The 25,046-nt window shown below is 69.1% G+C and carries 27 protein-coding genes; 16 read left to right on the forward strand and 11 right to left on the reverse strand.

Annotated features, from left to right (window positions below; translation table 11 throughout):
- Window positions 1-117: 117 nt before the first annotated feature.
- Window positions 118-1,920 carry a chloride channel protein gene (locus V5F49_RS20620; protein WP_394115143.1) on the reverse strand — a complete coding sequence of 601 codons (1,803 nt, stop codon included), beginning with the start codon at window positions 1,918-1,920 and terminating at the stop codon, window positions 118-120.
- Window positions 1,921-1,923: 3 nt separating this feature from the next.
- Window positions 1,924-4,161, reverse strand: coding sequence for a DNA topoisomerase IV subunit A (gene parC, locus V5F49_RS20625; RefSeq protein ID WP_394115144.1), 2,238 nt, complete (start codon window positions 4,159-4,161; stop codon window positions 1,924-1,926).
- Between the two features lie 296 nt (window positions 4,162-4,457).
- Here parC and V5F49_RS20630 point away from each other — a divergent pair, with 296 nt between their 5' ends.
- Window positions 4,458-4,697, forward strand: coding sequence for a hypothetical protein (locus V5F49_RS20630; RefSeq protein WP_394115145.1), 240 nt, complete (start codon window positions 4,458-4,460; stop codon window positions 4,695-4,697).
- On the opposite strand, the gene recO is transcribed toward V5F49_RS20630, so the two are convergent.
- A complete protein-coding gene (recO, locus tag V5F49_RS20635) occupies window positions 4,698-5,426 on the reverse strand; it encodes a DNA repair protein RecO (RefSeq protein WP_394115146.1) in 729 nt (242 codons plus the stop codon).
- A 135-nt stretch (window positions 5,427-5,561) separates the two neighbouring features.
- Between recO and V5F49_RS20640 the strand changes: the two genes are divergently transcribed.
- From V5F49_RS20640 to V5F49_RS20700, 13 genes are all read left to right on the forward strand, one after another.
- Window positions 5,562-5,876 (forward strand): FtsB family cell division protein, encoded by a 315-nt coding sequence (locus V5F49_RS20640; RefSeq protein ID WP_394115147.1) that lies wholly within the window; start codon window positions 5,562-5,564, stop codon window positions 5,874-5,876.
- Between the two features lie 161 nt (window positions 5,877-6,037).
- Window positions 6,038-7,051 (forward strand): pyruvate dehydrogenase (acetyl-transferring) E1 component subunit alpha, encoded by a 1,014-nt coding sequence (gene pdhA / locus V5F49_RS20645; RefSeq protein WP_394115148.1) that lies wholly within the window; start codon window positions 6,038-6,040, stop codon window positions 7,049-7,051.
- An 8-nt stretch (window positions 7,052-7,059) separates the two neighbouring features.
- Window positions 7,060-7,416 carry a hypothetical protein gene (locus V5F49_RS20650; RefSeq protein WP_394115149.1) on the forward strand — a complete coding sequence of 119 codons (357 nt, stop codon included), beginning with the start codon at window positions 7,060-7,062 and terminating at the stop codon, window positions 7,414-7,416.
- Window positions 7,417-7,421: 5 nt separating this feature from the next.
- Window positions 7,422-8,807, forward strand: a complete 1,386-nt coding sequence (locus tag V5F49_RS20655; RefSeq protein WP_394115150.1) for a pyruvate dehydrogenase complex E1 component subunit beta — start codon at window positions 7,422-7,424, stop codon at window positions 8,805-8,807.
- A 12-nt stretch (window positions 8,808-8,819) separates the two neighbouring features.
- Window positions 8,820-10,214 (forward strand): pyruvate dehydrogenase complex dihydrolipoamide acetyltransferase, encoded by a 1,395-nt coding sequence (locus V5F49_RS20660; protein ID WP_394115151.1) that lies wholly within the window; start codon window positions 8,820-8,822, stop codon window positions 10,212-10,214.
- 127 nt (window positions 10,215-10,341) lie between these two features.
- The gene (locus V5F49_RS20665; protein WP_394115152.1) at window positions 10,342-10,578 is read left to right on the forward strand and encodes an HP1242/YdcH family protein; all 237 of its coding nucleotides are present in this window, start codon (window positions 10,342-10,344) and stop codon (window positions 10,576-10,578) included.
- Between the two features lie 112 nt (window positions 10,579-10,690).
- Window positions 10,691-11,287, forward strand: coding sequence for a nucleoside 2-deoxyribosyltransferase (locus V5F49_RS20670; RefSeq protein ID WP_394115153.1), 597 nt, complete (start codon window positions 10,691-10,693; stop codon window positions 11,285-11,287).
- Between the two features lie 33 nt (window positions 11,288-11,320).
- A complete protein-coding gene (gene lpdA, locus V5F49_RS20675) occupies window positions 11,321-12,736 on the forward strand; it encodes a dihydrolipoyl dehydrogenase (protein WP_394115154.1) in 1,416 nt (471 codons plus the stop codon).
- A 145-nt stretch (window positions 12,737-12,881) separates the two neighbouring features.
- Complete coding sequence (locus V5F49_RS20680; protein WP_394115155.1) at window positions 12,882-13,160, forward strand: GlsB/YeaQ/YmgE family stress response membrane protein; 279 nt, start codon at window positions 12,882-12,884, stop codon at window positions 13,158-13,160.
- Window positions 13,161-13,171: 11 nt separating this feature from the next.
- Window positions 13,172-13,420 (forward strand): GlsB/YeaQ/YmgE family stress response membrane protein, encoded by a 249-nt coding sequence (locus tag V5F49_RS20685; RefSeq protein WP_394115156.1) that lies wholly within the window; start codon window positions 13,172-13,174, stop codon window positions 13,418-13,420.
- A 44-nt stretch (window positions 13,421-13,464) separates the two neighbouring features.
- A complete protein-coding gene (locus tag V5F49_RS20690) occupies window positions 13,465-14,121 on the forward strand; it encodes a hypothetical protein (RefSeq protein WP_394115157.1) in 657 nt (218 codons plus the stop codon).
- A gap of 144 nt (window positions 14,122-14,265) precedes the next feature.
- Window positions 14,266-15,219 (forward strand): lipoyl synthase, encoded by a 954-nt coding sequence (gene lipA / locus V5F49_RS20695; RefSeq protein WP_394115158.1) that lies wholly within the window; start codon window positions 14,266-14,268, stop codon window positions 15,217-15,219.
- Between the two features lie 3 nt (window positions 15,220-15,222).
- Window positions 15,223-15,681: a type II toxin-antitoxin system RatA family toxin gene (locus V5F49_RS20700; RefSeq protein ID WP_394115159.1), complete on the forward strand. Its 459-nt coding sequence runs from the start codon at window positions 15,223-15,225 to the stop codon at window positions 15,679-15,681.
- A gap of 19 nt (window positions 15,682-15,700) precedes the next feature.
- Here the strand turns inward: V5F49_RS20700 and V5F49_RS20705 are convergent, their stop codons facing one another.
- The 7 genes from V5F49_RS20705 to V5F49_RS20735 form a co-directional block, all read right to left on the reverse strand.
- Entirely contained in the window at window positions 15,701-16,093 is a 393-nt protein-coding gene (locus V5F49_RS20705; protein WP_394115160.1) for a rhodanese-like domain-containing protein, read from the reverse strand.
- 145 nt (window positions 16,094-16,238) lie between these two features.
- Window positions 16,239-17,339 carry a branched-chain amino acid ABC transporter substrate-binding protein gene (locus V5F49_RS20710; RefSeq protein WP_394115161.1) on the reverse strand — a complete coding sequence of 367 codons (1,101 nt, stop codon included), beginning with the start codon at window positions 17,337-17,339 and terminating at the stop codon, window positions 16,239-16,241.
- Between the two features lie 121 nt (window positions 17,340-17,460).
- Entirely contained in the window at window positions 17,461-17,925 is a 465-nt protein-coding gene (locus tag V5F49_RS20715) for a DUF6867 family protein (protein ID WP_394115162.1), read from the reverse strand.
- Window positions 17,925-18,698 carry an ABC transporter ATP-binding protein gene (locus V5F49_RS20720; protein WP_394115163.1) on the reverse strand — a complete coding sequence of 258 codons (774 nt, stop codon included), beginning with the start codon at window positions 18,696-18,698 and terminating at the stop codon, window positions 17,925-17,927. The genes V5F49_RS20715 and V5F49_RS20720 overlap by 1 nt, the downstream gene beginning before the upstream one ends.
- The gene (locus V5F49_RS20725) at window positions 18,695-19,627 is read right to left on the reverse strand and encodes an ABC transporter ATP-binding protein (RefSeq protein ID WP_394115164.1); all 933 of its coding nucleotides are present in this window, start codon (window positions 19,625-19,627) and stop codon (window positions 18,695-18,697) included. The genes V5F49_RS20720 and V5F49_RS20725 overlap by 4 nt, the downstream gene beginning before the upstream one ends.
- Window positions 19,627-21,129: a high-affinity branched-chain amino acid ABC transporter permease LivM gene (gene livM / locus V5F49_RS20730; protein WP_394115165.1), complete on the reverse strand. Its 1,503-nt coding sequence runs from the start codon at window positions 21,127-21,129 to the stop codon at window positions 19,627-19,629. Before livM ends, V5F49_RS20725 begins: the two co-directional genes overlap by 1 nt.
- On the reverse strand, window positions 21,129-22,046 hold the full coding sequence (locus V5F49_RS20735; protein ID WP_394115166.1) for a branched-chain amino acid ABC transporter permease: 918 nt from the start codon (window positions 22,044-22,046) through the stop codon (window positions 21,129-21,131). Before V5F49_RS20735 ends, livM begins: the two co-directional genes overlap by 1 nt.
- 302 nt (window positions 22,047-22,348) lie before the next feature.
- On the opposite strand from V5F49_RS20735, the gene V5F49_RS20740 reads away from it, so the two are divergent.
- Both V5F49_RS20740 and V5F49_RS20745 read left to right on the forward strand, forming a co-directional pair.
- Window positions 22,349-23,434, forward strand: coding sequence for a bile acid:sodium symporter family protein (locus tag V5F49_RS20740; RefSeq protein WP_394115167.1), 1,086 nt, complete (start codon window positions 22,349-22,351; stop codon window positions 23,432-23,434).
- Between the two features lie 109 nt (window positions 23,435-23,543).
- Window positions 23,544-24,137: a TMEM175 family protein gene (locus V5F49_RS20745; RefSeq protein ID WP_394115168.1), complete on the forward strand. Its 594-nt coding sequence runs from the start codon at window positions 23,544-23,546 to the stop codon at window positions 24,135-24,137.
- A 10-nt stretch (window positions 24,138-24,147) separates the two neighbouring features.
- Here the strand turns inward: V5F49_RS20745 and V5F49_RS20750 are convergent, their stop codons facing one another.
- Complete coding sequence (locus tag V5F49_RS20750; RefSeq protein WP_394115169.1) at window positions 24,148-25,020, reverse strand: PCC domain-containing protein; 873 nt, start codon at window positions 25,018-25,020, stop codon at window positions 24,148-24,150.
- Between the last annotated feature and the right edge of the window lie 26 nt (window positions 25,021-25,046).

Genomic DNA, 25,046 nt, shown 5'->3' on the forward strand with positions numbered 1-25,046 from the left:
TCGTGCCTGATGTCCTGCGCCCGATGCCGCCCGGTATCGGGCGCAGTGCTGTTCACCCGCTGCGCGCGATCGAGCGTCCCGGAAGCCCCTGGTCCCGCGCGACCCGGCCCGCCCGGCTCAGTCCTCCGCGCCGAGGCCGCGGCGGGCCTTGTCCAGCTCCTCCGCATAGCGGCGCAGCACGTGGGCCTGCCCCAGCAGCCCCACGAGGCGGCGCGTGACGCGATCCTCCACCACTGGCAGGTCTTCCGCGTCGGTGGCGTCGAAGGCGAGGGCGGCCTCGCGCACGTTCATGCCCGGCAGCAGCATGTCGTCGCAATGGACGGCGATGGCGGACGCGGGGGCGTCCGCATCCCGGCCCGGGGCATGGGCGTCCACGACCCGAGCAAGGCCTGCGTAGGCGCCGGCGCCGTCCACCAGCGCCACCACCCGCTGCGCGCCGAGCGGATAAGCCTCGCGCAGCGCGGCGAGGGTGCCGTCCTGCGGAAAGGTGCGCATGTCCGTGCGCATCATCCGCGCCACCGTCAGCGCCCGCATCCAGCCGATGTCCTGCGCACTGCGGATGGTCTCGCCGCGCAGATGGAAGCGCCAGGTGGAGAACGAATAGCCGAACGTCTCGCGCACGGTGAGGGAGGTGACCACCGCAGCCGCCAGCACGTAGCCGGTCAGCGCAAGATCGCGCGTCATCTCCAGCACCAGGAAGCTCATGGTGAGCGGCCCGCCGATGATGCCCACCGCCAGCGCCCCCATGCCGGTCACCGCCGCGACGGCAGGATCGAGGTGCAGGGAGGGGACGAGCAGCGCCAGGGCGCCGCCGAACAGCTTCCCCATCAGCGCCCCGAGGAACAGCGACGCGAAGAACAGGCCGCCGCGAAAGCCGGAGCCGATGGACACCGCCGAGGCGATGATCTTGAGGCCGAACACCAGCGCCACGGACAGCGTCACCGCGCTTTCCACCTGCAGGTGCAGCGCGCCGTGGCCGTCGGAGAGCACCTGCGGACTGTAGAGCGCCAGCGCGCCCACCACGAGGCCGCCCACCGCCGGGCGCAGCGCCGCCGGCAGCCGGCTCGCGCCGAACAACGTCTCCACGCCCGTCACCAGCCGCATCACGCCGATGGCCACCAGCGCGGCCACAAGCCCCAGCGCCACCACGGGCAGGATGTCGAGCGGGGACAGCACCGCATCGAGCGGCAGGTGCAGCGGCTCCACATGGGCGCCCAGCAGACGGGCGGTCATCACGGCGGCCAGCGTTGCCGCCAGCACCGGCGCGGCGGCCGGGATGGAATAGGAGCCGATGACGATCTCGAAGCCGTAGAAGGCGCCCATCAGCGGCGCATCGAAGGCGGCGCCGATGCCGGCCGCCGCGCCGGCGCCCACGAGAATGCGCAGATCGTTGCGCCGCAGCCGGAACGACAGGCCGAGCCGGGAGGCGATGCCGGCGCCGATCTGGGAATAACCGGCCTCAAGCCCCAGCGAGGCGCCGAAGCCGTTGGAGACCATGGTCTGCCCGGCGACGATGATGCTGTCGACGAGCGACATGCGCCCGCCGTGCAGGGCATTGGCCTCGATGGGATCGACGAAGGCGCGCCGCCGCCAGCGCCGCAGCGCGAGGTAGATCAGCCCCATGGCGAGCCCGCCGACCACCGGCACCAGCGCCAGCCACACCGAGCCGAGCGCGCCGGAGGAGGACAGCCGCTGGCCCGGCGGCAGCGCGAACAGTACCTCGTGCATCCATTGGGTGGTCATGCTCATGGCGCTGGCGGCAAGGCCGGCCAGGACCCCCATGACCGCGGCGATGAGCACCAGCGCGGTCTCGCGCGAGCGGGCCATCGTCCGCGCTGCGGCGAGGAGGCCGCGGGCACGCGGGGCATCGGGCGCCCCCGCCGCGGGGCCGACGGTGGGCTCGGCGGCGGGCTCGGACATGGATCAGCCGAACGTGTTGTTGCGGGGGAAGCCCTTGGGCGGCAGCCGGCCGGCGGAGGCGCGCTCGCCCTGCCATTCGATCAGGTCGGTCACGGTCCAGGTCCGGCCGGAGGTGTCTTCCCAGGTGAGGCCGGCGGCCATGGAGAAGGTCTTCAGGTCGGAAAGGCCGCCCTCGCGGTAGCGCTGCAGTCGCACGCCGCGCCCGCGCGCCATCTCCGGCATCTGGTTGAGGGGGAACAGGAGCAGCTTGCGGTTGTCGCCGATCACGGCCACCCAGTCGCCCTCGACGAAGCGCACGGCCAGCGCCGCGTCCGGCGGGTCGGTCACCAGCACCTGCTTGCCCTTGCGCGTGTTGGCGAGGCAGTCGTCCTCCGCCACCATGAAGCCGCGGCCCTGCTTCGAGGCCACCAGCAGCTTGCGGCCCGCCTGGTAGGCGAAGACGGAGACGATCTCCGCCTCCTGCTCCAGGTCGATCATCAGGCGCACCGGCTCGCCGTGCCCGCGCCCGCCGGGCAGCTTGGCGGCGTCCAGCGTGTAGAAGCGCCCGTTGGAGGCGAACACCATGAGCTTGGACGTGGTCTCGGCGAAGAAGGCATGGCCGAGATGGTCGTCGCCCTTGAACTGGAGGTTGGAGAGGTCCTGCACATGGCCCTTCAGGGCCCGGATCCAGCCCTTGTCGGAGACCACCACGGTGATGGGCTCGCGCTCCACCAGCGCCTCGGTGAAGGCATCCTCGTGCACGGTGGGGGCGGCGGCGAAGGTGGTGCGGCGCCGGCCGATGGCGGTCTCCGGCCCGTAGGTCTTGCGGGTGTCGCGGATCTCCTTGGAGATGGCCTTCCACTGGGCGGCCTCGGAGCCGACGAGGCGGTTCAGCCCGTCCTGCTCCTTGGTCAGGGCGTCGTGCTCCTTGCGGATCTCTATCTCCTCCAGGCGGCGCAGCGAGCGCAGCCGCATGTTCAGGATGGCCTCGGCCTGCACGTCGCTGAGCGAGAAGGTGCGCATCAGCTCCTGCTTGGGCTCGTCCTCCTCGCGGATGATGCGGATCACCTCGTCGAGGTTGAGATAGGCGACGAGGTAGCCGCCAAGCACCTCGAGGCGGTGCGCGATCTGCTCGAGGCGGTAGTGGGAGCGGCGCAGCAGCACGTCGCGGCGGTGGTCCAGCCACTCGCGCAGCGCGTCGGCGAGGGAGAGCACCTTGGGCACCTGCCCGCGCACCAGCACGTTCATGTTGAGCGGGACGCGGGCCTCCAGCTCGGTGAGCTTGAACAGGCTCTCCATCAGCACTTCGGCATCCACGGTGCGGGCGCGCGGCTCCAGCACCACGCGGATGTCCTCGGCGCTCTCGTCCCGCACGTCGGCGAGCAGCGGCAGCTTCTTGTCGGTGAGCAGCTCGGCGATCTTCTCGATCAGCCGGGATTTGGCGACGCCGTAGGGAATCTCCGTGACCACCACCACATATGTGCCGCGGCCGGTCTCCTCCTTCTCCCAGCGGGCGCGCACGCGGAACGAGCCGCGCCCGGTCGCGTACGCCTCCGCCACGCCCACCGGGTCCTCCACCAGCACGCCGCCGGTGGGGAAGTCCGGGCCGGGCACGAACTTCAGGAGGTCGAAGGCGAGGGCGTTGGGGTTCTCGATCAGGTGCAGGGCCGCGTCGAGCAGCTCGGCGGCATTGTGGGGCGGGATGGAGGTGGCCATGCCCACCGCGATGCCCTGCGAGCCGTTGGCGAGCAGGTTGGGGAAGGCCGCCGGCAGCACCACCGGCTCCTCTTCCGAGCCGTCGTAGGTGGGACGGAAGTCGACCGCATTCTCGTCGATGCCGTCCAGCAGCAGCCGGGCGGTCTCGGTGAGGCGGGCCTCGGTGTATCGCATGGCGGCGGCGTTATCGCCGTCCACGTTGCCGAAATTGCCCTGGCCGTCCACCAGCGGGTAGCGCTGGGCGAAATCCTGCGCGAGGCGCACCAGCGCGTCATAGACCGACTGGTCGCCGTGGGGGTGGAACTTGCCGATCACGTCGCCTACCACGCGGGCGGACTTCTTGAACCCCTGGCCGGGATCGAGCCGCAACTGGCGCATGGCGTGGAGGATGCGCCGGTGCACGGGCTTCAGGCCGTCGCGCGCGTCCGGCAGGGCGCGGTGCATGATGGTCGAGAGGGCATAGGCAAGGTAGCGCTCTTCCAGCGCCTCCTTCAGCGTGACCTGCTCGATGTTTCCGTCGCCGGGGGGAAGTGTGCGCGTGGCCATCCGATGCCAGTAGCGCGCACCTGCGCGCGCGACAAGGCGCATCTTGGCGCGCATCCTGGCGTCCCGCGGCGGTCCGCGGCCTGGCGACGGGCGGCGATGGCGGTACGCCGCAACGTATTCGGCCGGTATTCGCCACCCAAGCTGTGAACATGTGTTCAGCAACATGGCGAATGGCGCTTGTCGTCGGCCTTCTTTTGCCGAGACTTCGCTTGGCGGGGAACAAAGTGGTGCCTCGGCATCGTTCTAGCTTCTGCTCACGGGCGCACAGGTGCCCGGGGCTCCGACAGGAGAGGCTCATGAGGAAGATCGCATTCGCAGCGGGCGGTGTGCTTGCCCTGGCCCTGTTCGCCGCCGCGCCGGCGTCGGCGGGATCGCTGGGCGGCAGCGGCTCCATGCTGCTGGGTCCGTCGCAGCAGCTTGCGACGCCGGACAACGTGTACTGGGTGCGCCGCTGCTGGCGGCAGCGCGTCTGGTGGGGCGGTCGCTGGCACTGGCAGACCCGCTGCCGCAGCGTCTGGGTGAACCGTCGCTGGTGATCAGGCGGGGGCGGTATCGCGCCGCCACGCCGTCAGGAAGGCCGCGCGCGCCTCGGAAAAGGCGAGGCCGCGCGGCTCCAGCGCGCGCGCGAGCAGGAAGTGGCCGGTGAGGCGCAGCGCCGCCTCCACCTGCTCGGGATCGGCCGGGCCGCCCGCGGTCAGGAAGGCGGGGAGGGGGAACAGCCGCTGCGCATAGGGCGCACCGGCGTCCCGGCACACGGCGCGGCCGGTGCGCGGGGACACGTAGATCAGCTCGTCGCGCCGGCCGGTGGCGGCACAGGTCTCCAGCTCCAGCCCGAATCCCAGCTCCGACAGCAGCGCCAGCTCGAACCGCGCCAGCAGCAGGCCGGCCGTCGCCCGGTCCTCGAAGGCATCGAGGATGGCGCCGAGGGTGAGGAACAGGCCCTCGTGCGGGTCGCGCTCCGGCAGCAGGTGGAGCATCCGGGCCATGTGGGTGAAGCCGAACGCCGCATGGGGCGCCCGCATCAGCAGCTCGGTGCGCACCACCGAGGGCTCGATGGCATAATTGCCCATGTGCTCGTCGAGCCGGGCGCGCCACGTCGCGCTCACGGTATTGCCCGGCTGGAGCAGGGGCGCCACCTTGCGGCCGGCGCCGCCGCGCACCATTCCCAGATGGCGCCCGCGCAGGCGTGTCAGCAGCTCGACGATGGCATTGCCCTCGCCATGCCGGCGCACCCCCAGCACGATCGCCTCGTCAGTCCATTCCACGGGTCGGGTCCGCTCCTGACCGGTTGCTCGGAGCCAATTGACTCCTTCCGCCCGCCGCGCGCAACCGGGCAGCCCCGCGCGCGGAAACCCGCCGGCCTTAAGGGGACGGAAACCCGAAGCGGCGAGGATGCGCCCATGCAGAGCCGGTCGCGTCTCCAATCCATTCTCGCCACGCTCGCCCTCCACCTCGGAGCGGCGGCGCTCATCGGCTATTTCGCCTACCACGCCTATAACGGCGACCACGGGCTCGTGGCGAAGCGGAACTACGAGCAGGAGATGAAGGCGCTGGAGGCCGAGCTCGCGTCGCTCAAGGCCCAGCGCAAGGCGATCGAGAACAAGGTGTCGCTGCTCGCCCCCAACCAGCTCGATCCGGACATGCTGGACGAGGAGGGACGGCGCCAGCTGAACTTCATCAACGCGAAGGATCTGGTGCTGCTTCGCACAAAATGAACTGTGATTGAGTTCACGACACTCATAAACTGAAATTCAGTTCAATCAAGCAAATTCAAGCATTTGCAACGTGTTGCAGTGCAGCACGATGAAATTGGTGCTTTGAGGGCGGCGGAGCCTGCGTTAGAGAGGCGCAGTTCCAGCGCTTCTCGAGGACGCCGATGGCTGCCAAGAAACCCTCTTCCCGCGCCGCTGCCGAACCTGCTTCCCCGCCGGCCTTCACCAAGGACGAGGACCTCCTCGCCTATCGTGAGATGCTGCTGATCCGCCGCTTCGAGGAGAAGGCGGGCCAGATGTACGGCATGGGTCTCATCGGCGGCTTCTGCCACCTCTACATCGGCCAGGAAGCCGTGGTGGTGGGCATGCAGATGGCCATGAAGTCCGGCGACCAGGTGATCACCGGCTACCGTGACCACGGCCACATGCTCGCCACCGGCATGGACGCCAAGGGCGTGATGGCCGAGCTGACCGGCCGCCGCGGCGGCCTGTCCAAGGGCAAGGGCGGCTCGATGCACATGTTCAGCATCGAGAAGCAGTTCTTCGGCGGCCACGGCATCGTCGGCGCCCAGGTGTCGCTCGGCACCGGCCTCGCCTTCGCCGACCGCTACCGCGAGAACGGCAACGTCTCCGTCACCTATTTCGGCGACGGCGCGGCCAACCAGGGCCAGGTCTACGAGAGCTTCAACATGGCCGAGCTGTGGAAGCTGCCGGTCGTGTACGTGATCGAGAACAACAAGTACGCCATGGGCACGTCGGTCTCCCGCGCCTCGGCCCAGCAGGACTTCTCCAAGCGCGGCGCCTCCTTCAACATCCCCGGCGAGCAGGTGGACGGCATGGACGTGCAGGCGGTGAAGGCCGCCAGCGAGCGGGCGCTCGCCTTCGCCCGCGAAGGCAATGGCCCCTACATCCTCGAGATGCAGACCTACCGCTATCGCGGCCACTCCATGTCGGACCCGGCGAAGTACCGGTCGAAGGAGGAGGTGCAGAAGATGCGCACCGAGCACGATCCCATCGAGCAGGTGCGCGCCCGTCTCCTCGACACGCACGGCCTGAGCGAGGAAGACCTGAAGAAGGTGGATGCGGAGATCCGCGAGATCGTCAACGCCGCCGCCGACTTCGCCAGCAACGATCCCGAGCCGGACGCCGCCGAGCTCTACACCGACGTGCTGCGCTGAGCGCCCCGGTGGCCGGCCTGTTCCATATCCTCGCCGGCCTGTCGTTCCTGGCGGCGCTTGTCGCCTGGGGCGTGGCGGTGAAGGGCGGCCTCGGCGCCATCGCCGCGAACCGGGCCGGCGGCTTTCCCGTCGGTGCCGGCAGCTATGCCCTGCTTGCCCTGTGGCCGTTCGCCGTGAAGCGGCGCGGCCCCGCCGCCGATCTCGATGCCGTGCGCACGGGCAAGGCGTCGGTCGCCTTCTTCGTCGCGCTCACCATCGCGATCGCCGCCACCTCCGCCTACACAAACCTCACCTTCAGGCGCACCCACGCGGTCCCGACCGGCCAGGAGCCGGCGGCGCCCGCGACGGTGCCGAGCAAGAGCTGACAGCCATGGCTATCGACGTTCTCATGCCGGCCCTGTCTCCCACCATGGAGAAGGGCAACCTCACCAAGTGGGTGAAGAAGGAGGGCGACGCGGTGAAATCCGGCGACGTCCTCGCCGAGATCGAGACCGACAAGGCCACCATGGAGGTGGAGGCGGTCGACGAGGGGATCCTCGGCCGCATCCTGGTGCCCGAAGGCACGCAGGACGTCGCCGTCAACACGCCCATCGCCACCATCGTCGCCGACGGCGAGGATGCGAGCGCGGCGCCTGCGCCGGCGGCCAAGGCGGCCGAGAGCGCGCCGCCGGCCGCCGCCGCGCCTGCCGCGCCCGTGACCCCGGCGCCGTCCGCGGTCGCCGCCCCGCCGCAGGTGTCGGCCCAGCCCGATCCGGAAGTGCCGGCCGGCACCACGTTCGTCACCCAGACGGTGCGCGAGGCGCTGCGCGACGCCATGGCCGAGGAGATGCGCCGCGACGGCGACGTCTTCGTCATGGGCGAGGAGGTGGCCGAGTATCAGGGCGCCTACAAGATCACCCAGGGCCTGCTGCAGGAATTCGGCGCCCGCCGCGTCATCGACACCCCCATCACCGAGCATGGCTTCGCAGGTATCGGCGTCGGCGCGGCCATGGCCGGCCTGAAGCCCATCGTCGAGTTCATGACCTTCAACTTCGCCATGCAGGCGATCGACCAGATCATCAACTCTGCGGCCAAGACCCATTACATGTCGGGCGGGCAGGTGGGCTGCTCCATCGTGTTCCGCGGCCCCAACGGCGCCGCCGCCCGCGTCGCCGCCCAGCACAGCCAGGATTATTCCGCCTGGTACTCCAACGTGCCCGGCCTGAAGGTCATCGCCCCCTATACGGCGGCCGACGCGAAGGGCTTGCTGAAGGCCGCCATCCGCGATCCCAACCCGGTGATCTTCCTTGAGAACGAGATCCTCTATGGCCACTCGTTCGAGGTGCCCAAGCTCGACGATTACGTGCTGCCCATCGGCAAGGCGCGCATCGCCCGTCCCGGCAAGGACGTGACGCTGGTGTCCTTCTCCATCGGCATGACCTACGCGCTGAAGGCGGCCGAGGAACTCTCCAAGCAGGGCATCGAGGCGGAGGTGATCGACCTGCGCACCATCCGCCCCATGGACGTGGACACCATCATCGCCTCGGTGAAGAAGACCGGGCGCTGCGTCAGCGTCGAGGAGGGCTGGCCGCAGTCGGGCGTCGGCTCCGAGATCGTCGCCCAGCTGATGGAGAAGGCGTTCGACTGGCTCGACGCGCCGGTGCTCCGCGTCACCGGCAAGGACGTGCCCATGCCCTATGCCGCCAACCTCGAGAAGCTCGCCCTGCCGTCGGTCGCCGAGGTGATCGAGGCGGTCCACGCCGTGACCTATCGCTGACGGGGTCGTCCCATGCCCATCGAGATCCTGATGCCGGCCCTCTCTCCCACCATGGAGAAGGGCAACCTCGCCAAGTGGCTCAAGAAGGAAGGCGACACCGTCAAGTCCGGTGACGTCCTCGCCGAGATCGAGACCGACAAGGCCACCATGGAGGTGGAGGCGATCGACGAAGGCGTCCTCGCCAAGATCCTGGTGCCGGAAGGCACGCAGGACGTTCCGGTCAACCAGCTCATCGCCGTGCTCGCCGGCGAGGGCGAGGGCGAGGACGTGGCCGCTGCCGCGTCCGGGGCCGGGAAGGGTGGGGCGGCGCCGGCTCCCGCTGCCGCCGCAGCAGCGCCTGCTCCCGCTGCCCCCGCCGCCGCGCCTGCTCCCGCGCCCGCCGCTGCTCCTGCCGCTCCTGCCGCTGCGGCTGCGGTCGCTGCTCCCGCTCCCGCCGCCAACGGGGCGGCCGGACGCGTGTTCGCCTCGCCACTGGCCCGCCGGCTCGCCCGCGACAAGGGTGTCGACCTGGGCGCCGTGGCGGGCTCGGGTCCGCACGGCCGCATCGTCGCCCGCGACATCGAGGGGGCCCAGCCCGGCGCCCGCCCCGCTGCCGCGCCTGCGCCGGCCCCCGCCGCAGCACCGGCCGCGCCGGCGCCCGCCCCCAAGGCGGCGCTCGCCACCGCGCCCGGCGCGGACCAGGTCAAGGCCCTGTACGAGCCCGGTTCCTACGAGGAGATCCAGCTCGACGGCATGCGCAAGACCATCGCCCGCCGGCTGGTGGAGAGCGAGCAGGTCACGCCGCACTTCTACCTGACGGTGGACTGCGACCTCGACGACCTGATGGCCCTGCGCGAGCAGGTCAACGCCAATGCCCCCAAGGACAAGGACGGCAAGCCCGCCTACCGGGTGTCGGTCAACGACTTCATCATCAAGGCGCTGGCGCTGGCCCTGCAGAAGGTGCCCGCCGCCAACGCGGTGTGGGCCGAGGACCGCATCCTGCGCATGAAGCACGCGGATGTCGGCGTGGCGGTGGCCATCGACGGCGGCCTCTATGCGCCCATCGTGAAGAAGGCGGAGCAGAAGACCATCTCCGCCATCTCCAACGAGATGCGCGACCTCGCCGCCCGCGCCCGCACCAAGAAGCTGAAGCCGGACGAATATTCCGGCGGCTCCTCGTCGGTGTCGAACCTTGGCATGATGGGGATGCGCAACTTCACCGCCATCATCAACGCGCCGCAGTCCTCCATCCTCGCGGTGGGCGCCTCCGAGCAGCGGGCGGTGGTGCGCGGCGGCGAGATCAAGATCGCCACCCAGATGACCGTGACCATGACCTGCGACCACCGGGTGATGGACGGCGCGCTGGGCGCCGAGCTGCTCAGCGCGTTCAAGGGCTTCATCGAGAAGCCCATGTCCATGCTGGTGTGAGGCACCGCCGGCGGTCGCTGCGGGCCCGCCCGCGGGCCTGCGGCAGATCAAATCCCGCAGCGGCGGGCCGGTGTAGCTGCGGTATCAGCGGCGCGTCGCGCCGTCTGATCGGAAAGAGGAAACAACAATGAGCCATACGCCCCACGAGCTCGCCGCCGACTTCCCGGAGCACGCCGAGAAGATCCAGGCGCTCAAGGTGTCGGATGCCCACTTCGCCAAGCTCTATGACGCCTATCACGAGGTGAACCGCCAGGTGCACCGCGCCGAGACCGACGTGGAGCCCACCGGCGATGCCGAGATCGAATCCATGCGCCGCGAGCGCATGCGCCTGAAGGACGAGCTCTACGCGCTGCTCGCCAAGTGAGCGCGCGCGGTTAGTCCCGACGACCGGACCGGGCGGGCCCCATCTGCCCGGTCCGCGACGGAGCCCCGCCACGGCGGGGCTCTCCTCACGGCCCGAGGAGGCGGGCGACCCCATGAAGCTGTATCTCGCCGGCCCCGAAGTGTTTCTCGACGATGCGCGCGAGATCGGCCGGCGCAAGCGGGAGCTGTGCGCCCGCTACGGCTTCACCGGCCTCTACCCGCTGGACGGCGAGCCCACGCTCGACGCGGCGGGCGGGCCGGGCAGCGGGGAGATCTTCCTCGCCAACGTGGACCTCTTACGGGCGGCCGATGCGGTGCTCGCCAACCTGACGCCGTTCCGCGGCATCAGCGCCGATCCCGGCACTGCCTTCGAGGTCGGGTTCGCCTTCGCCCTCGGCAAGCCGGTGGCTGCCTATTCCAACCTGCCGGGCGAGCTGCTGCACCGGGCCCATGCGGCCATCGGGCCGGCGGGCGACGCGGCGACCGCGACGCTGCTGGCGGACGGCCTCCATGTGGAGGACTTCGGCCATTTCGACAATCTGATGCTGGCCGAGGCGCTCATCGCCTCACGGCTGCCGGTGATCCAGGCCGGGACGCCTGCCGGCGATCCCTTCCGCGACCTCGACCTGTTCGAGCAGGCGCTCGCCGCGCTGGCGGCCGCGCGCGCCGCCGGACGGCTGAAGACGCGCCCCGTTTCCCCCCATCCATGACCGCCGGAAGCGCACGCGGCGAGGAGACCTCCCATGGCTGACACTTACGACATCATCGTCATCGGCGGCGGTCCCGGCGGCTACGTCGCCGCCATCCGCGCCGCGCAGCTCGGCTTCAAGACCGCGGTGGTGGAGAAGAGCCACCTGGGTGGCATCTGCCTCAACTGGGGCTGCATCCCCACCAAGGCGCTGCTGCGCTCCGCCGAGATCTACCACTACATGGAGCACGCCAAGGACTACGGCCTCTCCGCCGAGAAGATCGGCTTCGATGCCGCCGCCGTGGTGAAGCGCTCGCGCGGGGTGTCCTCCCAGCTCGCCACCGGCGTCGGCTTCCTGCTCAGCAAGAACAAGGTGGACGTGATCTGGGGCAAGGCGACCCTGACCGCCCCGGGCAAGCTGAAGGTGGATGCCGCCGAGAACCCGCCCAAGGGCGCCAAGGGCGGAGGCGACTATTCCGCCAAGCACATCATCGTCGCCACCGGCGCCCGCCCCCGTGCGCTGCCGGGCCTCGAGCCCGACAAGAAGCTGATCTGGACCTATTTCGACGCCATGGTGCCTTCGACGATGCCCAAGAGCCTGCTCGTCATGGGCTCGGGCGCCATCGGCATCGAGTTCGCCTCCTTCTACCGCACCATGGGCGCCGAGGTGACCGTGGTGGAGGTGCTGCCGCAGATCCTGCCGGTGGAGGACGAGGAGATCGCCGCCGTCGCCCGCAAGCGGTTCGAGAAGCAGGGCATGAAGATCATGTCCGGCGCCAAGGTGACCGGCGTCACCAAGCATCCCGACAGCATCACCGCCCATGTGGTGGACGAGAAGGGCGCCAAGCACGACATCACGGTGGAGCGCATGATCTCCGCCGTCGGCGTGGTGGGCAACGTGGAGGGCCTCGGCCTCGAGGCGCTGGGCGTGAAGATCGAGCGCGGCTGCATCGTGATCGACCCCTTTGGCCGCACCAACGTGCCGGGCATCTACGCCATCGGCGACATCGCCGGCCCGCCCATGCTCGCCCACAAGGCGGAGCACGAGGGGGTGATCTGCGTGGAGACCATCAAGGGGCTCCACACCCATCCCATGGACAAGAACAAGATCCCCGGCTGCACCTACTGCACGCCGCAGATCGCCTCCGTGGGCCTGACCGAGAAGAAGGCCAAGGAGCAGGGCCGGCAGATCAAGGTCGGCCGCTTCCCCTTCATCGGCAACGGCAAGGCCATCGCGCTGGGCGAGCCGGACGGGCTGGTGAAGACCATCTTCGATGCCAAGACCGGCGAGCTTCTCGGCGCCCACATGGTGGGGGCGGAGGTGACGGAGCTGATCCAGGGCTTCGTCGTGGCCATGAACCTCGAGACCACCGAGGAAGAGCTGATCCATGCGGTGTTCCCGCATCCCACCCTGTCCGAGATGATGCACGAGAGCGTCATGGCGGCCTACGGGCGGGCGATCCACATCTGAGGACGCCGGCGAGGGGCGGGCGCGGGCGCAGGCGAAAGTTGCATGCCCGGCCCGCGCGCTTCCCCCTCGCCAAGCGTCCGGGCCGGCGGCATGATCGGCCCGTCGCCGGCGGCGGAAGCCGGGCGGGACAAACCGGGGTATGGGCATGAGCCAAGAGACCTATGCGTTCCTGAGCCAGCCGGGCGTCGGCTTCTTTTCCCTGCTGCTCATCGGCGTCATCGCCGGATGGGTGGCCGAGCGGGTGACCGCGAGCAACCACGGCCTGCTCACCAACCTCATCGTCGGCGTCGCCGGCGCCTTCGTGGGCGACAAGCTGGCCTCGCTGCTCAACGTGCCGGTGTTCGGCTTCTTCCGCACGCTGATCGCCGCCATCGTCGGCGCCATCGTGCTCCTGTGGCTGTGGCGAGCCATCCGCTCGCGCTGAGGAGGGATGCCATGATCGTCTCCATCATTATCGGCATCGTCGCGGGCTTCCTGGCCGAGAAGATCATGGCCTCGTCCGGCGGCCTGTTCACCAACCTGTTCGTGGGGCTCGTCGGCGGCATGCTCGGCGGCTGGGTGGCGGGGGCGCTCGGCCTCGCCTATATCGGCGACGGGCTCACCGACCGCATCGTGGTGTCCACCTGCGGGGCGGTGCTGCTGCTCGCCATCTGGCGGGCGTTCACGGGCCGGCGTCCGGCCTGAGTGCGCCCGCCAGCGGGCGCGCCATCCACGTCTGAGGCGAACTTATGAGTGCCAGCATCGGCTCACCTCATATTGAGGTGGACTACCACGAAACAGAAGAGGCGTTCGGGATTGTCTACAATCTCGGCCGTTTTTCTCTTGAGTGGAATATGATTGAGCATTTCTTTTCTTGCCTTATATGGCAGTACATAGGTGATATGGAGATTGGATCGGCCATTACTAGTGGAATGGGCAATGTGTCCAAGGCTGATGTCCTCTTAGCACTTGCGCGGCAGCGTCCCGACAATGACGAGTTGATCGAGAGAATTGAGTTTGCATGTCGTGCCTTTAATTCGCTGCGCGAGAGTAGGAATATTTTAATTCATTCTCATAGTATCTACCCGAATATAGGCGATAAGCCCCATTGGAGACGATCTACTGGAAAGGGGCGGGAAAAGCATTCAAGCGTAGAAGCTGACATGGCTGATTTGGAGCAACTTGTAGCTGATACTTGTAGTCTTGGTCTTTTTATCGTTGCTCTTATGCCTGCTATAAAACCATTTTCTGACGATGTTCCTGCACACGGTTTGCCCGAAATATTCCCTATGCCTCATAAGCTCAAGGCGGTTGCTGCTGACAAGGCTGAGGAGACTGGAGCCAAGCCTGGAAAGCCCCCGCGGCGTGGCAAGCAAAAGAAGTATGGCTCCAGTCCGCCAAAATGAGTTGCCCTGCATTCAGCGTCGATGTCACACTCGCGTGCGCAGAACTCCGTTGCGCCTGGTGAACTCGACACTTATGTCGCCGACAGATAAAACCTGCTTTTACCTCGACCGCCCGTACAGCGGCGCAAACCTGATGCGGAAGCCATGGTTACCGTTCTTAACACCCTGAACAGGCCCCGTCACCCGGAGAAGGCGCACCGCCCCGAGACCGAGGTGCTGCGCAAGCCGGAATGGATCCGGGTGAAGGCGCCGGGGTCGGCCGGCTGGTCGGAGACGGCGGGCATCGTGCGGGCCAACGGCCTGCACACGGTGTGCGAGGAGGCGGGCTGCCCCAACATCGGCGAATGCTGGGAGAAGAAGCACGCCACCTTCATGATCATGGGCGACACCTGCACGCGCGCCTGCGCCTTCTGCAACGTGCGCACCGGCCTGCCGGAGGCGCTCGATGCCGACGAGCCGCAGAAGGTGGCCGACGCGGTGGCCAAGCTCGGCCTCTCGCATGTGGTCATCACCTCGGTGGACCGGGACGACCTGGCCGACGGCGGGGCCGAGCACTTCGCGCGGACCATCGCCGCCATCCGCAAGGCGAGCCCCGCCACCACCATCGAGATCCTCACCCCCGACTTCCTGCGCAAGGACGGGGCGCTGGAGGTGGTGGTCGCGGCCCGACCGGACGTGTTCAACCACAATCTGGAGACGGTGCCGTCCAACTATCTCTCGGTGCGGCCGGGGGCGCGCTACTTCCACTCCCTGCGCCTCTTGCAGAAGGTGAAGGAGCTGGACGGCTCCATCTTCACCAAGTCCGGCATCATGGTCGGCCTCGGCGAGGAGCGGCCGGAGGTGCTGCAACTGATGGACGACCTGCGCTCGGCGGACGTCGATTTCATCACCATCGGCCAGTATCTCCAGCCCACCCGCAAGCACCACAAGGTGGAGCGGTTCGTGACGCCGGACGAGTTCAAGGCCTATGAGACGGTGGCCTATGCCAAGGGCTTCCTGATGGTCTCCTCCAGCCCGCTCACCCGCTCCTCGCACCACGCCGGCGACGATTTCGAGAAGCTGCGCGCGGCCCGCGCGGCGCGGCTCGGCCGGGCCTGAGACGTGCCTTCGTTCAATTCGACGCGGCGGGTGCGCCACGGGGCGGCGCAGATGTTCGATCTGGTCGCGGACGTGGAGCGCTATCCCGAGTTCGTGCCCCTGTGCCAGGCGCTGCGGGTGAAGCGGCGGTTGAAGTCGGACGAGGGGGTGGAGGTGCTGGTGGCGGACATGACCGTCGCCTACAAGCTCATCCGCGAGACCTTCGCCTCCCGCGTGACGCTGGACCGGCCGCGCCTCACCATCCATGTGGAATATCTCGACGGTCCGTTCAGCCGGCTCGACAACCGCTGGGAGTTCCTCCCCCGCGGCGAGGCGGCCAGCGAGGTGAAGTTCTTCATCTCCTACGAGTTCCGCTCGCGCGCGCTGGGGCTCGTCATGGGCGCCATGTTCGACACCGCCTTCCGCCGCTTCGCCGACGCCTTCGAGGCGCGCGCCGACCAGGTGTACGGGACGGTGGGGTAGGGGCGGCTTCAGGCGCCCCTCAGCGCGCCTCCACCGGTCCGCCCGCGTCCTTCCAGGCCTTGAAGCCGCCATCCACGTGCGCCACCGGCTTCAGCCCCATGTCCTGCGCCGTCGCGGCCGCGAGGGCCGAGCGCCAGCCCCCGCCGCAGATGAAGAGGAACGGACGGTCCTCGGCGAACACCGGCTTGTGGTAGGGGCTTTCCGGGTCGATCCAGAATTCGAGCATGCCGCGCGGGCAATGGAACGCGCCGGGCAGGCGTCCGTCGCGCTCCAGCTCGCGCGGGTCGCGCAGATCCACCAGCAGCGCCCCGTCCGCCATGCGCCGCTGCGCTTCCTGAACCGTCACGGTCTCGATCTGGGCATTGGCTTCCGCCACCAGGGTCTTGCAGCCGCGGGTGATGGTCTGGGGCATGGGGGCTCTCCGTTGTCCGGGCGAAGAGAGGCGGGCGCGGGGCGGCTGTCAAGGCGCCTTCCCATCGGCCGGACGGGGGGCCGGGACAAGAAAAAGGGGCCCGCGCATGGCGCGGACCCCTGATCGCGTCAGCAGACGGCGCGGCTCACAGCTGCTTGTAGGAGCCGTCCTTCCAGCCGTAGACCACATAGTCGAGCTTGGTGATGTCGCCCTTCTTGTCGAAGGAGAGCGGGCCGAGCACGGTGTTGAAGGTCTTGCCCGAGTGGATCTCGGCCGCGACCTTCTTCGGGTCGAGGGACTTGGCCGCCTCGGCAGCCTGCTTGATGACCTGCATGGCGGCGTAGGAATACAGAACGTAGCCTTCCGGATCGACGCCCTTGGCCTTGAAGGCGGCGACGATGTCCTTGGCGGCCGGGTTGTTGCGCGGATCGGGGCCGAAGGTCATCAGCGTGCCCTCGGCGCCGGGGCCGGCGATGGTCCAGAACTCCTTGTCGGTGATGCCGTCGCCGGAGAACAGCACGGTCTTCAGGCCCTGGTCGCGCATCTGGCGCACCAGCAGGCCGGCTTCCGGATGCAGGCCGCCGAAATAGAGCAGGTCGACGCCCGAGGCCTTCAGCTTGGAGACGAGGGCGGAATAGTCCTTCTCGCCGGGATTGATGCCCTCGTAGAGGACTTCCTTCACGCCGCCCTTGTTGATGGTCTTCTGGGTCTCGTCGGCAAGGCCCTTTCCGTAGGGGGTCTTGTCGTGGACGATGGCGACCTTCTTGCCCTTGAAGTTCTTGACGATGTAGTCGCCGGCCACCGCGCCCTGCTGGTCGTCACGGCCGCAGGTGCGGAACGTGTTCCACATCTTGCGCTCGGTGAAGGTGGGGTTGGTGGAGGCGGGGCTGATCTGCAGCACGCCGGCCTCTTCATAGTCCTGCGAGGTCGGGATCGACACGCCGGAGTTGAAGTGGCCCACCACGAACTTCACGCCGTCGGAGATGAACTTGTTGGCGGCGGACTTGCCCTGCTCGGGCTTGCCGGCGTCGTCGCCGACATAAAGCTGCACCTTCTGGCCGAGGATGCCGCCCGCGGCGTTGATGTCGGCCACGGCCTGCTCCGCACCGGTCTTGAGCTGGCCGCCGAAGGCCGCGTTGGAGCCGGTCATGGGGCCGCCGACGCCCACCTTCACCTGCGCCTGGGCCTGCGCCGCGAGCACGAGGCCGGCGCCCAGGGCGAGCGAGGCCAACAAGAGCTTCTTCATCAGGTCTCTCCCTTTCGTCCGGCTGCGGACCATGCGCCGCCCCGGGTGAAACTCCGCGGCGCATTGTGCCGCAAATCCTGCGCCTGTCGATGCCGTCACGGCATCTGTCCCGCGTCCCGGCTCAGCCGCCGCGGCGCGGCCGCCAGGCGAATTGGCCGGCCGGCTCGTACATCCAGGCGTACTGAACCGTCATCTGCCGCCGCCGGAAGGCGCGGAAGCCCAGGGTCGCGATGGCGGTGAGCAGCACGAACTCCACCACGAACGGCTCGGGGTCGAACAGCGGATCCTCGAACAGGGCGAAGTGGCAGAAGCGCACCGCGCACGCGAGCAGCAGACAATAGAGGAGCAGCTGATTGTACGGCGCCCAGCCTTTGGCCACCGCCTTGCCGGTGCGCCAGGCCGCGCTGCCGCCGAGCAGCAGCGTCACCAGGAGGAAGTCGCCCAGCGAGGCGGCGATCAGCTCGCGCGGCCAGAAGGCGATGGCGCCGACCAGTCCCGCCAGCGCCACCGCGGGGCCGACGAGGAAGGGCGAGGAGGCGCGGCCGGGATCGCGCCCCGTGGACGAAGAGCGGGCCGGGGACGCCATCAGCGGCCTCCTTCCAGATAGGCGGCGCGCACCTCGGGCTTGGCCAAAAGCTCCGCGCCGGTGCCCGACATGGTGACCTGCCCGTTGACCATGACATAGCCGCGATGGGCGAGCTTGAGCGCGTGGAAGGCGTTCTGCTCCACCAGGAACACCGTCAGCCCCTCGGTCTCGTTGAGGGTGCGGATGGCGTCGAAGATCTGCCGCACCACCAAAGGCGCGAGGCCCAGCGACGGCTCGTCCAGCAGCAGGAGGCGCGGCCGGCTCATGAGCGCGCGGGCGATGGACAGCATCTGCTGCTCGCCGCCGGAAAGGGTGCCACCACGCTGGTCGATGCGCTCGCGCAGGCGCGGGAACATCTCGAACATGCGCTCGATGTCTTCGGCGAAGTGGGCGCTGCCGCTCACCTCCGCGCCCATCTGCAGGTTCTCGTACACGGTCATGCGCGGGAAGATGCGGCGGCCCTCGGGGGACTGGGCGATCTTGAGGCGCATGATCTCGTGGGTGGGCAAGGCGGTGATGTCCCGCCCGGCGAAGACGATCTGCCCGTCCCGCGCGCGGGGACTGCCGCAGATGGTCATCATCAGGGTGGACTTGCCGGCCCCGTTGGCGCCGATGAGGGTGACGATCTCGCCCTCGTTCACCGTGATGTCCACGCCCTTGAGCGCGATGATGTTGCCGTAATAGGCGGTGACGCCCCGCACCGCCAGCAGGGGCTGGGCGCGGCGGGCGGAAGCCGGGCGGGCGGCGCCCGGGGCGGTCGCTGTCTCGCTCATGCGCCCACCTCCGCCGCGACGGCGGCCTCGTCCTCGACGCCGAGATAGGAGGCGATGACCCGCGGGTCGTTGCGCACCTCCTCCGGCGTGCCGTCGGCGATCTTGGAGCCGTATTCCAGCACGACCACATGGTCGGAGATTTCCATCACCACCGACATGTCGTGCTCGATGAGGAGGATGGAGGTCTGGTGCTCGCGCCGGATCGACAGCAGCAGCTCGTTCAGCGCTGCCGACTCGCGCGGGTTGAGGCCGGCGGCCGGCTCGTCGAGGCAGAGCAGCACCGGCTCCGTGCACATGGCGCGGGCGATCTCCAGCCGGCGCTGGTCGCCATAGGGCAGGTCGCCGGCCGGGTCGTCGGCGCGGGCGAGAAGGTTGATCTTGTTGAGCCAGTACAGCGCCTTGTCCACCGCAGCCTTCTGCCGCCGCCGCCAGGAGGGCAGGTTGAGCAGCGCCGGGGGGCTGACGAGGCCGGTGTCGGTCAGCGACATGTGCTGCGCCACCAGCAGGTTCTCCAGCACGGTCATGCCGGAGAACAGGCGGATGTTCTGGAACGTGCGGGCCACCCGCGCCCAGGAGGCCACCTTGTGGTCGGCGAGGCGCTCCAGCAGGTAGAGCGCGCCCGTCTCGGTGCGGCCCCAGGAGAGGCCGGCGGCGGTCACGCCGTCGAGCTCGGCCGGTGTGGCGGCGCCGCCGTGGAACAGGGCGAGCCGGCCGGCGGTGGGCTTGTAGAAGCCGGTGATGCAGTTGAACACGGTGGTCTTGCCGGCGCCGTTGGGGCCGATGACGGCCGTCACGTCGCCACGGCCGGCGGTGAAGGAGGCGTCGTTGACGGCGATCAGGCCGCCGAACCGCATGGAGAGGTGGTCCACCACCAGGATGGGGTCGCGCTTCCAGCGCCGGGTGGCGCCGTTGGTGCCGGCGGTCGCCATCAGCCGTGGCCCTCCTTCACCAGCGCGGCGGAGACCGACTTGCGCTCCTTCAGGAAGATGGTGGGCAGGCGCGAGGAGACGAGGCCGCGCGGGCGCCAGACCATCACGGCCACCATGGCGAAGCCGAAGATGAGCATGCGGTAGAGCGAGGGGTCGAAATCCGGCCCGAACAGGAAGTCCGCCTTCAGGAAGGTGAGGTTGCGCAACAGCTCCATGCCGCCGATGAGCAGGATGGCCGCGCCCGCCACCCCCATCTGCGAGCCCATGCCGCCCAGCACCACGATGGCGAGGATGACGGCCGATTCCATGAAGGTGAAGCTCTCGGGCGAGACGAAGCGGATCCGCACCGCGAAGAAGGCGCCGGCGAAGCCGCCGAACATGGCGCCGGTGGCGAAGGCGGTGAGCTTGGTGAGCGTCGTGTTGATGCCCAGCGAGCGGCAGGCGATCTCATCCTCGCGCAGCGCCTCCCACGCCCGGCCGACCGGCATCTGCCGCAGCCGCACGGTGGCGAGCGCCGTCACCGCGGCGAGGCCGAGGATGACGAAGTAGAGGAAGACGATGCGGTGCATCGAATCGAACTCCAGCCCGAACAGGGCGGCGAACCCCTCGTCCGAGCTGTTGAACGGGATGCCGAAGAAGGAGATGGGCGGGATGGAGGAGATGCCCGCCCCGCCGTTGGTCAGCGACACCCAGTTGATGAGCACGAGCCGGATGATCTCGCCGAACGCCAGCGTGACGATGGCGAGATAGTCGCCGCGCAGCCGCAGCACCGGGAAGCCGAGGATGACGCCCCAGAAGGCGGCGAGGATGCCGGACACCGGCAGGCACAGCCAGAACGACCACGCGGTCCAGAAGTCGGCGCCGAGGTGGCCGGCGAAGAAGTCGTTCACCGGCACGCTGGTGGAGAGGAGGGCGAAGGTGTAGGCGCCCACCGCGTAGAAGGCCACGTAGCCGAGATCGAGCAGGCCGGCGAGGCCCACCACGATGTTGAGGCCCCATCCCAGCATCACGTAGGTGAGCACATAGATGCCGAGGTCCACCCAGTAGCGGCTGGGGCTGAGGCCTCCTGCCAGCAGGATGGCGAGGAACGGGTAGGCGATGGCGAAGGAGAAGAAGGCGGGCTTCAGCGCCGGTCCCAGCCGCTCGCCGAGCGCGGCGAAGCGGGAGGGGCCGGCGACGGCCTTCACCTTGCGTCCCGGCCGCCAGATGGTGAGCATCAGCACGAGGCGCAGCACCGCCACGATGCCGGCGAGCACCGCCACGAGGCCGAACCGATAGGTGAGGGTCAGCGGCCCGCTGCCGGATTCGGTGGCGCGGAACCCCACCAGCGGCAGCAGCAGCAGCGCGGTGAGGACGCCGCTCGCCACCGCATCCTTCAACGCGGCGCCGAGGGCCGAGGGTTGCCGGGCGGGGCCGCCCGTCGTCTCCGGGAACGGGGAGGGGTCCAGCAGATCGGCTGCGTCCGACAGGTCGGCGAGGTCGGGACCGGAGGCCGGCGGCATCACACCTTCTCCACTTCCGGCCGGCCGAGCAGGCCCTGGGGCAGGAAGATGAGCGTGACCACGAGGATGGAGAACGCCGCCACATCCTTGTATTCAATGGAGAAATAGGCGGACCAGAAGGTCTCGATGAGGCCGATGAGCAGCCCGCCCAGCACCGCGCCCGGCAGCGAGCCGATGCCGCCCAGCACCGCGGCGGTGAACGCCTTCACGCCCGGCACGAAGCCGTCGGCGAAGTTCACGACGCCGTAATACATCAGGTACATCACGCCCGCGACGGCGGCGAGCGCGGCGCCGATGACGAAGGTGAGCGAGATGGTGCGGTCCACGTTCACGCCCAAGAGCGCCGCCATCTTGCGGTCCTGCTCGCAGGCGCGCTGGGCGCGGCCGAGCGGCGTCTTCTGCACCAGCCACCAGAAGCCGGCGAGCAGCGCGGCGGTGACCACCATGATGATCACCTGCTTGTAGGCGAGGGTGACCTGATAGCCGTCGCGCTCCATCACCACGATCACGTCCGTCACCATGGGGGGCAGCGGCTTGTTGCGCGGGCCCTGCGCCACCTGCACGAAGTTCGACAGCAGGATGGACATGCCGATGGCGGAGATCATGGGCGCGAGGCGGAACGAGCCGCGCAGGGGCCGGTAGGCCACCCGCTCGATGGTCCAGCTCACCAGCCCGGTGAACACCATCGCCACCACCAGGGTGAGCGCGAGAATCAGGAAGATGGAGCTGAGGCCGACCACAGTCGTCAGCAGCAGCACGCAGATGAGGCCAATGAAGGCGCTCACCATGAACACGTCGCCGTGGGCGAAGTTCACCATCCCGATGATGCCGAACACCATCGTGTAGCCGATGGCGATCAGTCCGTAGATCGACCCGAGGGTCAATCCGTTTATGAGCTGCTGGAGGAAGACTTCCATCCGCCGCCTGATCCCCTCTGTCGTGCGTGGCGCGCCTATTCTGTCATCATGCCCGACGATTGGGCGCTGCCATTTTTTCGACTCATACCCCGACCGCACCAAGGTGACAATTGCACGGAAGGGATGCACCGCCCATCCCGGCCGGCGGCGGTTGACCGCGCGGGCAACTGGTACCAAGGTATACCAACGCGGCCGGCGGCAAGATCGGGCGGAAACAGGCGTCCCTGCCACTCCTCAGGAGGGCCGGGCGCGGGGTGGGAGACGGACTTCGGAGCGCATGGCGGACGCCACGTTCCAGGCTCATGTTGTCACGACTGAAGCTCGACCCGTTCGTGGTCGCCCTCGCCCTCACGGTGCTCCTTGCGCTTGCCTGGCCAACGCCGGGCGTGACCGGCGGCATCCTGCATGCCGACAAGGCCGCGAGCTGGGGCGTTGCCGTCATCTTCTTCCTGTATGGCGTGTCGCTGGCGCCGCGCCGGCTGCTGGAAAGCGCCGCGCGGTGGGAGCTGCACCTCGTCGTCCAGCTTTCCACCTTCCTGCTGTTCCCGGCGGTGGTGATGGCGGTGCTGGTGCTGATCGGCGATCGCCTGCCTGAAGCGCTCGCCACCGGGTTCTTCTTCCTGGCGGCGCTGCCGTCCACCGTATCGTCATCGGTGGCCATGACCTCGCTGGCGCGGGGCAACGTGCCGGTCGCCATCTTCAACGCGTCCATCTCCAGCCTGATCGGGGTGTTCGCCACCCCCATGCTGATCGCCTGGTACCTGCACTCGGTGGGCACCGGCATGGCGCTGGGACCGGTCATCCTGAAGCTGGTGCTGCTGGTCATCCTGCCCATGGCCATCGGCCAGGCGGCGCGTCCGCTGCTGGCGCGGCTGGTGGAGCGCCACAAGGCGGTGGTGCGCGTGGCGGACCGGGCGGTGATCCTCGCCATCGTGTACAACTCGTTCTGCGACAGCGTCGTCGCCGGTGTCTGGCGGGGCCACAGCCCGGCCCTGCTGCTGGAGATCGTGGCCGGCGTGCTGGTGCTGTTCGCGGTGGTCTACGCGCTCGTCCAGGTGGCGTGCCGGCTGCTGGGGTTCGCGCAGGCGGACGTGGTGGCCGTGGTGTTCTGCGCCTCCAAGAAGTCGCTCGCCACCGGCCTGCCCATGGCGCAGGTGATGTTCAACGGCTCTCCCGACCTGTCGCTGATCATCACCCCGATCATGCTCTATCACTTCATGCAGCTGGTCATCGTCGGCATCATCGCCGGGCGCAGCGCCAGCCGGGCGGAGGCGCTGATGGCCGAGGAGCGTGAGCCCTCGCTGATCGCCGAGGATGCCGACTTCCTGCCGCCCGAGCCCGGCCACGCGGGCAGCACCCGCGCGCCGGTGCCCTCGCAGGCCTCCTGAGAAGCGGCCGCCGGACGGGGCGCGGTCTTCCGGCCGCGCTCTCGCGCAGGGCGCCGCGCCGGGTTATGGGGAAAGGGGGCGCCGGGCGTGCGCCCGGGGCCTGAAGACCATGAGCCGCTTTTCCAAGACCCGCGTGGAAGCGTTGACCGACGGCGTGTTCGCCTTCGCCATGACGCTGCTGGTGCTGGACATCCGCCTGCCGGACGACCTCGACATCCGCACCGCGGCCGACCTGTCGGCGCATCTGGCGGGCCTGTGGCACCAGACGCTGACCTACCTCATCAGCTTCTTCGTGCTCGGCGCCTTCTGGCGCACCGGCGCGGCGGTGCGGCCGAACGACGAGCTCGTGGACGGGAACGTGACGCGGCTGACGCTGTTCTACCTGTTCTTCGTCACCACCGTGCCGTTTTCGTCGGGGCTGGTGGGGCGCTACAGCGAGTTCACGCCCGCGGTGCTGGTCTATTCGGCCAATCTGGCCATGCTCGGGGTGCTCGCCATCGCCCTGCGCTATCTGGACGTGAAGCCCGGAAGCCGCTCCCTCGCGGCCGCGGCGGGCAGCCGGCTGCCGCTGCTTCTCGCGACGGCGGCAGGCTCGGCTTTGCTCGGCGTGGTCGCGCCACGGCAGGCCATGTTCGTCTATCTGCTGAACTTTCTCACCCGGCTGCCGTTCTGGCCCGGACGGGGAAACGACAGGCAGGGGTGAGCGGGGGTGCTCAGGCCTCCGCCTCCACCTCCTCCAGCGCCAGCTCGAAGGTGATGAGCACCGCGTTCTGCCCGCGCGCCAGCCGCCCTTCGGCCAGCGCGCCGGAAAGGCCCACCAACGCCACGCTCAGGTCCGCCAGCGGGGCGCCGGAGGCATCCGGGGCCACGGTGCCGTCGGTGATGAACGCCTCGGTGGCGAAATCCTCCAGCTCCGGCGCAGCGGTGAAGCGCGCGCCGATCAGGCTGCCGACGCAGCCGCGCAGCCGCGCGGCGGAAAGGTCGTGGCGGCGGCAGAGGCTCTCGATCGCGGCGAAGATGTCCGCGTTCGGCCGCACCCGCGCGAACACGATGCGCGGTCCGCCGGCCGGCGCGACGCGGGCGTGGGGCGTGAACAGGGTGAAGTTCGTCTCCGGGTCGAAATCGGCGGTGGTCTCCACCTCGGCGGCGCCGAAGGCGCGGGCGCGGATGGGCTCGGACACCACCGCCTCGTGCGGCAGGATGTGGCCGCCCGCGCGCCGGCCGTCCGGCTCGGTCCAGACCGCATGGCAGTGGAGGAAGGGGGCGCAGTCCCGCCGGCCGAAGGTGACGTTGCCCTTCTCCAGCCGGCTCGTGCCGGCGGGGGCGAAGGTCGCGCTGTACCAGGCGACGTGATCGGCGTCGGGCGGGGGTGCCGGCATCACGTAGGAGAGCGGGGCGAAGGCGCCGCCCGAAAGCTCCACCTGCGCCGCGCCGAGCCCGGCGGCGAGCAGCGGCCCGGTTAGGGCGGCGTTGAGGGTCAGCCCCGGCTCCAGCTCGAACTCCAGCGCGACGCACCGGCCCACGGCGCTTTCGATGCGCTCGACGGGCGCGGGGCCCGGCTGCGCCACGTGGCGGATGTCCCCCATCGGCTTCCCCCTGCCGCGCCAATCCC

Origin of the sequence: Xanthobacter lutulentifluminis (assembly GCF_043194675.2) — a bacterium.
Taxonomy (GTDB): domain Bacteria; phylum Pseudomonadota; class Alphaproteobacteria; order Rhizobiales; family Xanthobacteraceae; genus Xanthobacter.

Bases quoted from the DNA above. Each gene is read 5' to 3' on its own strand.
- V5F49_RS20620 (WP_394115143.1), bottom strand. From the start codon at position 1,920: ATGTCCGAGCCCGCCGCCGAGCCCACCGTCGGCCCCGCGGCGGGGGCG.
- parC (WP_394115144.1), bottom strand. From the start codon at position 4,161: ATGGCCACGCGCACACTTCCCCCCGGCGACGGAAACATCGAGCAGGTC.
- V5F49_RS20630 (WP_394115145.1), top strand. From the start codon at position 4,458: ATGAGGAAGATCGCATTCGCAGCGGGCGGTGTGCTTGCCCTGGCCCTG.
- V5F49_RS20640 (WP_394115147.1), top strand. From the start codon at position 5,562: ATGCAGAGCCGGTCGCGTCTCCAATCCATTCTCGCCACGCTCGCCCTC.
- pdhA (WP_394115148.1), top strand. From the start codon at position 6,038: ATGGCTGCCAAGAAACCCTCTTCCCGCGCCGCTGCCGAACCTGCTTCC.
- V5F49_RS20655 (WP_394115150.1), top strand. From the start codon at position 7,422: ATGGCTATCGACGTTCTCATGCCGGCCCTGTCTCCCACCATGGAGAAG.
- V5F49_RS20660 (WP_394115151.1), top strand. From the start codon at position 8,820: ATGCCCATCGAGATCCTGATGCCGGCCCTCTCTCCCACCATGGAGAAG.
- V5F49_RS20665 (WP_394115152.1), top strand. From the start codon at position 10,342: ATGAGCCATACGCCCCACGAGCTCGCCGCCGACTTCCCGGAGCACGCC.
- V5F49_RS20670 (WP_394115153.1), top strand. From the start codon at position 10,691: ATGAAGCTGTATCTCGCCGGCCCCGAAGTGTTTCTCGACGATGCGCGC.
- lpdA (WP_394115154.1), top strand. From the start codon at position 11,321: ATGGCTGACACTTACGACATCATCGTCATCGGCGGCGGTCCCGGCGGC.
- V5F49_RS20680 (WP_394115155.1), top strand. From the start codon at position 12,882: ATGAGCCAAGAGACCTATGCGTTCCTGAGCCAGCCGGGCGTCGGCTTC.
- V5F49_RS20685 (WP_394115156.1), top strand. From the start codon at position 13,172: ATGATCGTCTCCATCATTATCGGCATCGTCGCGGGCTTCCTGGCCGAG.
- V5F49_RS20690 (WP_394115157.1), top strand. From the start codon at position 13,465: ATGAGTGCCAGCATCGGCTCACCTCATATTGAGGTGGACTACCACGAA.
- lipA (WP_394115158.1), top strand. From the start codon at position 14,266: ATGGTTACCGTTCTTAACACCCTGAACAGGCCCCGTCACCCGGAGAAG.
- V5F49_RS20705 (WP_394115160.1), bottom strand. From the start codon at position 16,093: ATGCCCCAGACCATCACCCGCGGCTGCAAGACCCTGGTGGCGGAAGCC.
- V5F49_RS20710 (WP_394115161.1), bottom strand. From the start codon at position 17,339: ATGAAGAAGCTCTTGTTGGCCTCGCTCGCCCTGGGCGCCGGCCTCGTG.
- V5F49_RS20715 (WP_394115162.1), bottom strand. From the start codon at position 17,925: ATGGCGTCCCCGGCCCGCTCTTCGTCCACGGGGCGCGATCCCGGCCGC.
- V5F49_RS20720 (WP_394115163.1), bottom strand. From the start codon at position 18,698: ATGAGCGAGACAGCGACCGCCCCGGGCGCCGCCCGCCCGGCTTCCGCC.
- V5F49_RS20725 (WP_394115164.1), bottom strand. From the start codon at position 19,627: ATGGCGACCGCCGGCACCAACGGCGCCACCCGGCGCTGGAAGCGCGAC.
- livM (WP_394115165.1), bottom strand. From the start codon at position 21,129: ATGCCGCCGGCCTCCGGTCCCGACCTCGCCGACCTGTCGGACGCAGCC.
- V5F49_RS20735 (WP_394115166.1), bottom strand. From the start codon at position 22,046: ATGGAAGTCTTCCTCCAGCAGCTCATAAACGGATTGACCCTCGGGTCG.
- V5F49_RS20740 (WP_394115167.1), top strand. From the start codon at position 22,349: ATGTTGTCACGACTGAAGCTCGACCCGTTCGTGGTCGCCCTCGCCCTC.
- V5F49_RS20745 (WP_394115168.1), top strand. From the start codon at position 23,544: ATGAGCCGCTTTTCCAAGACCCGCGTGGAAGCGTTGACCGACGGCGTG.
- V5F49_RS20750 (WP_394115169.1), bottom strand. From the start codon at position 25,020: ATGGGGGACATCCGCCACGTGGCGCAGCCGGGCCCCGCGCCCGTCGAG.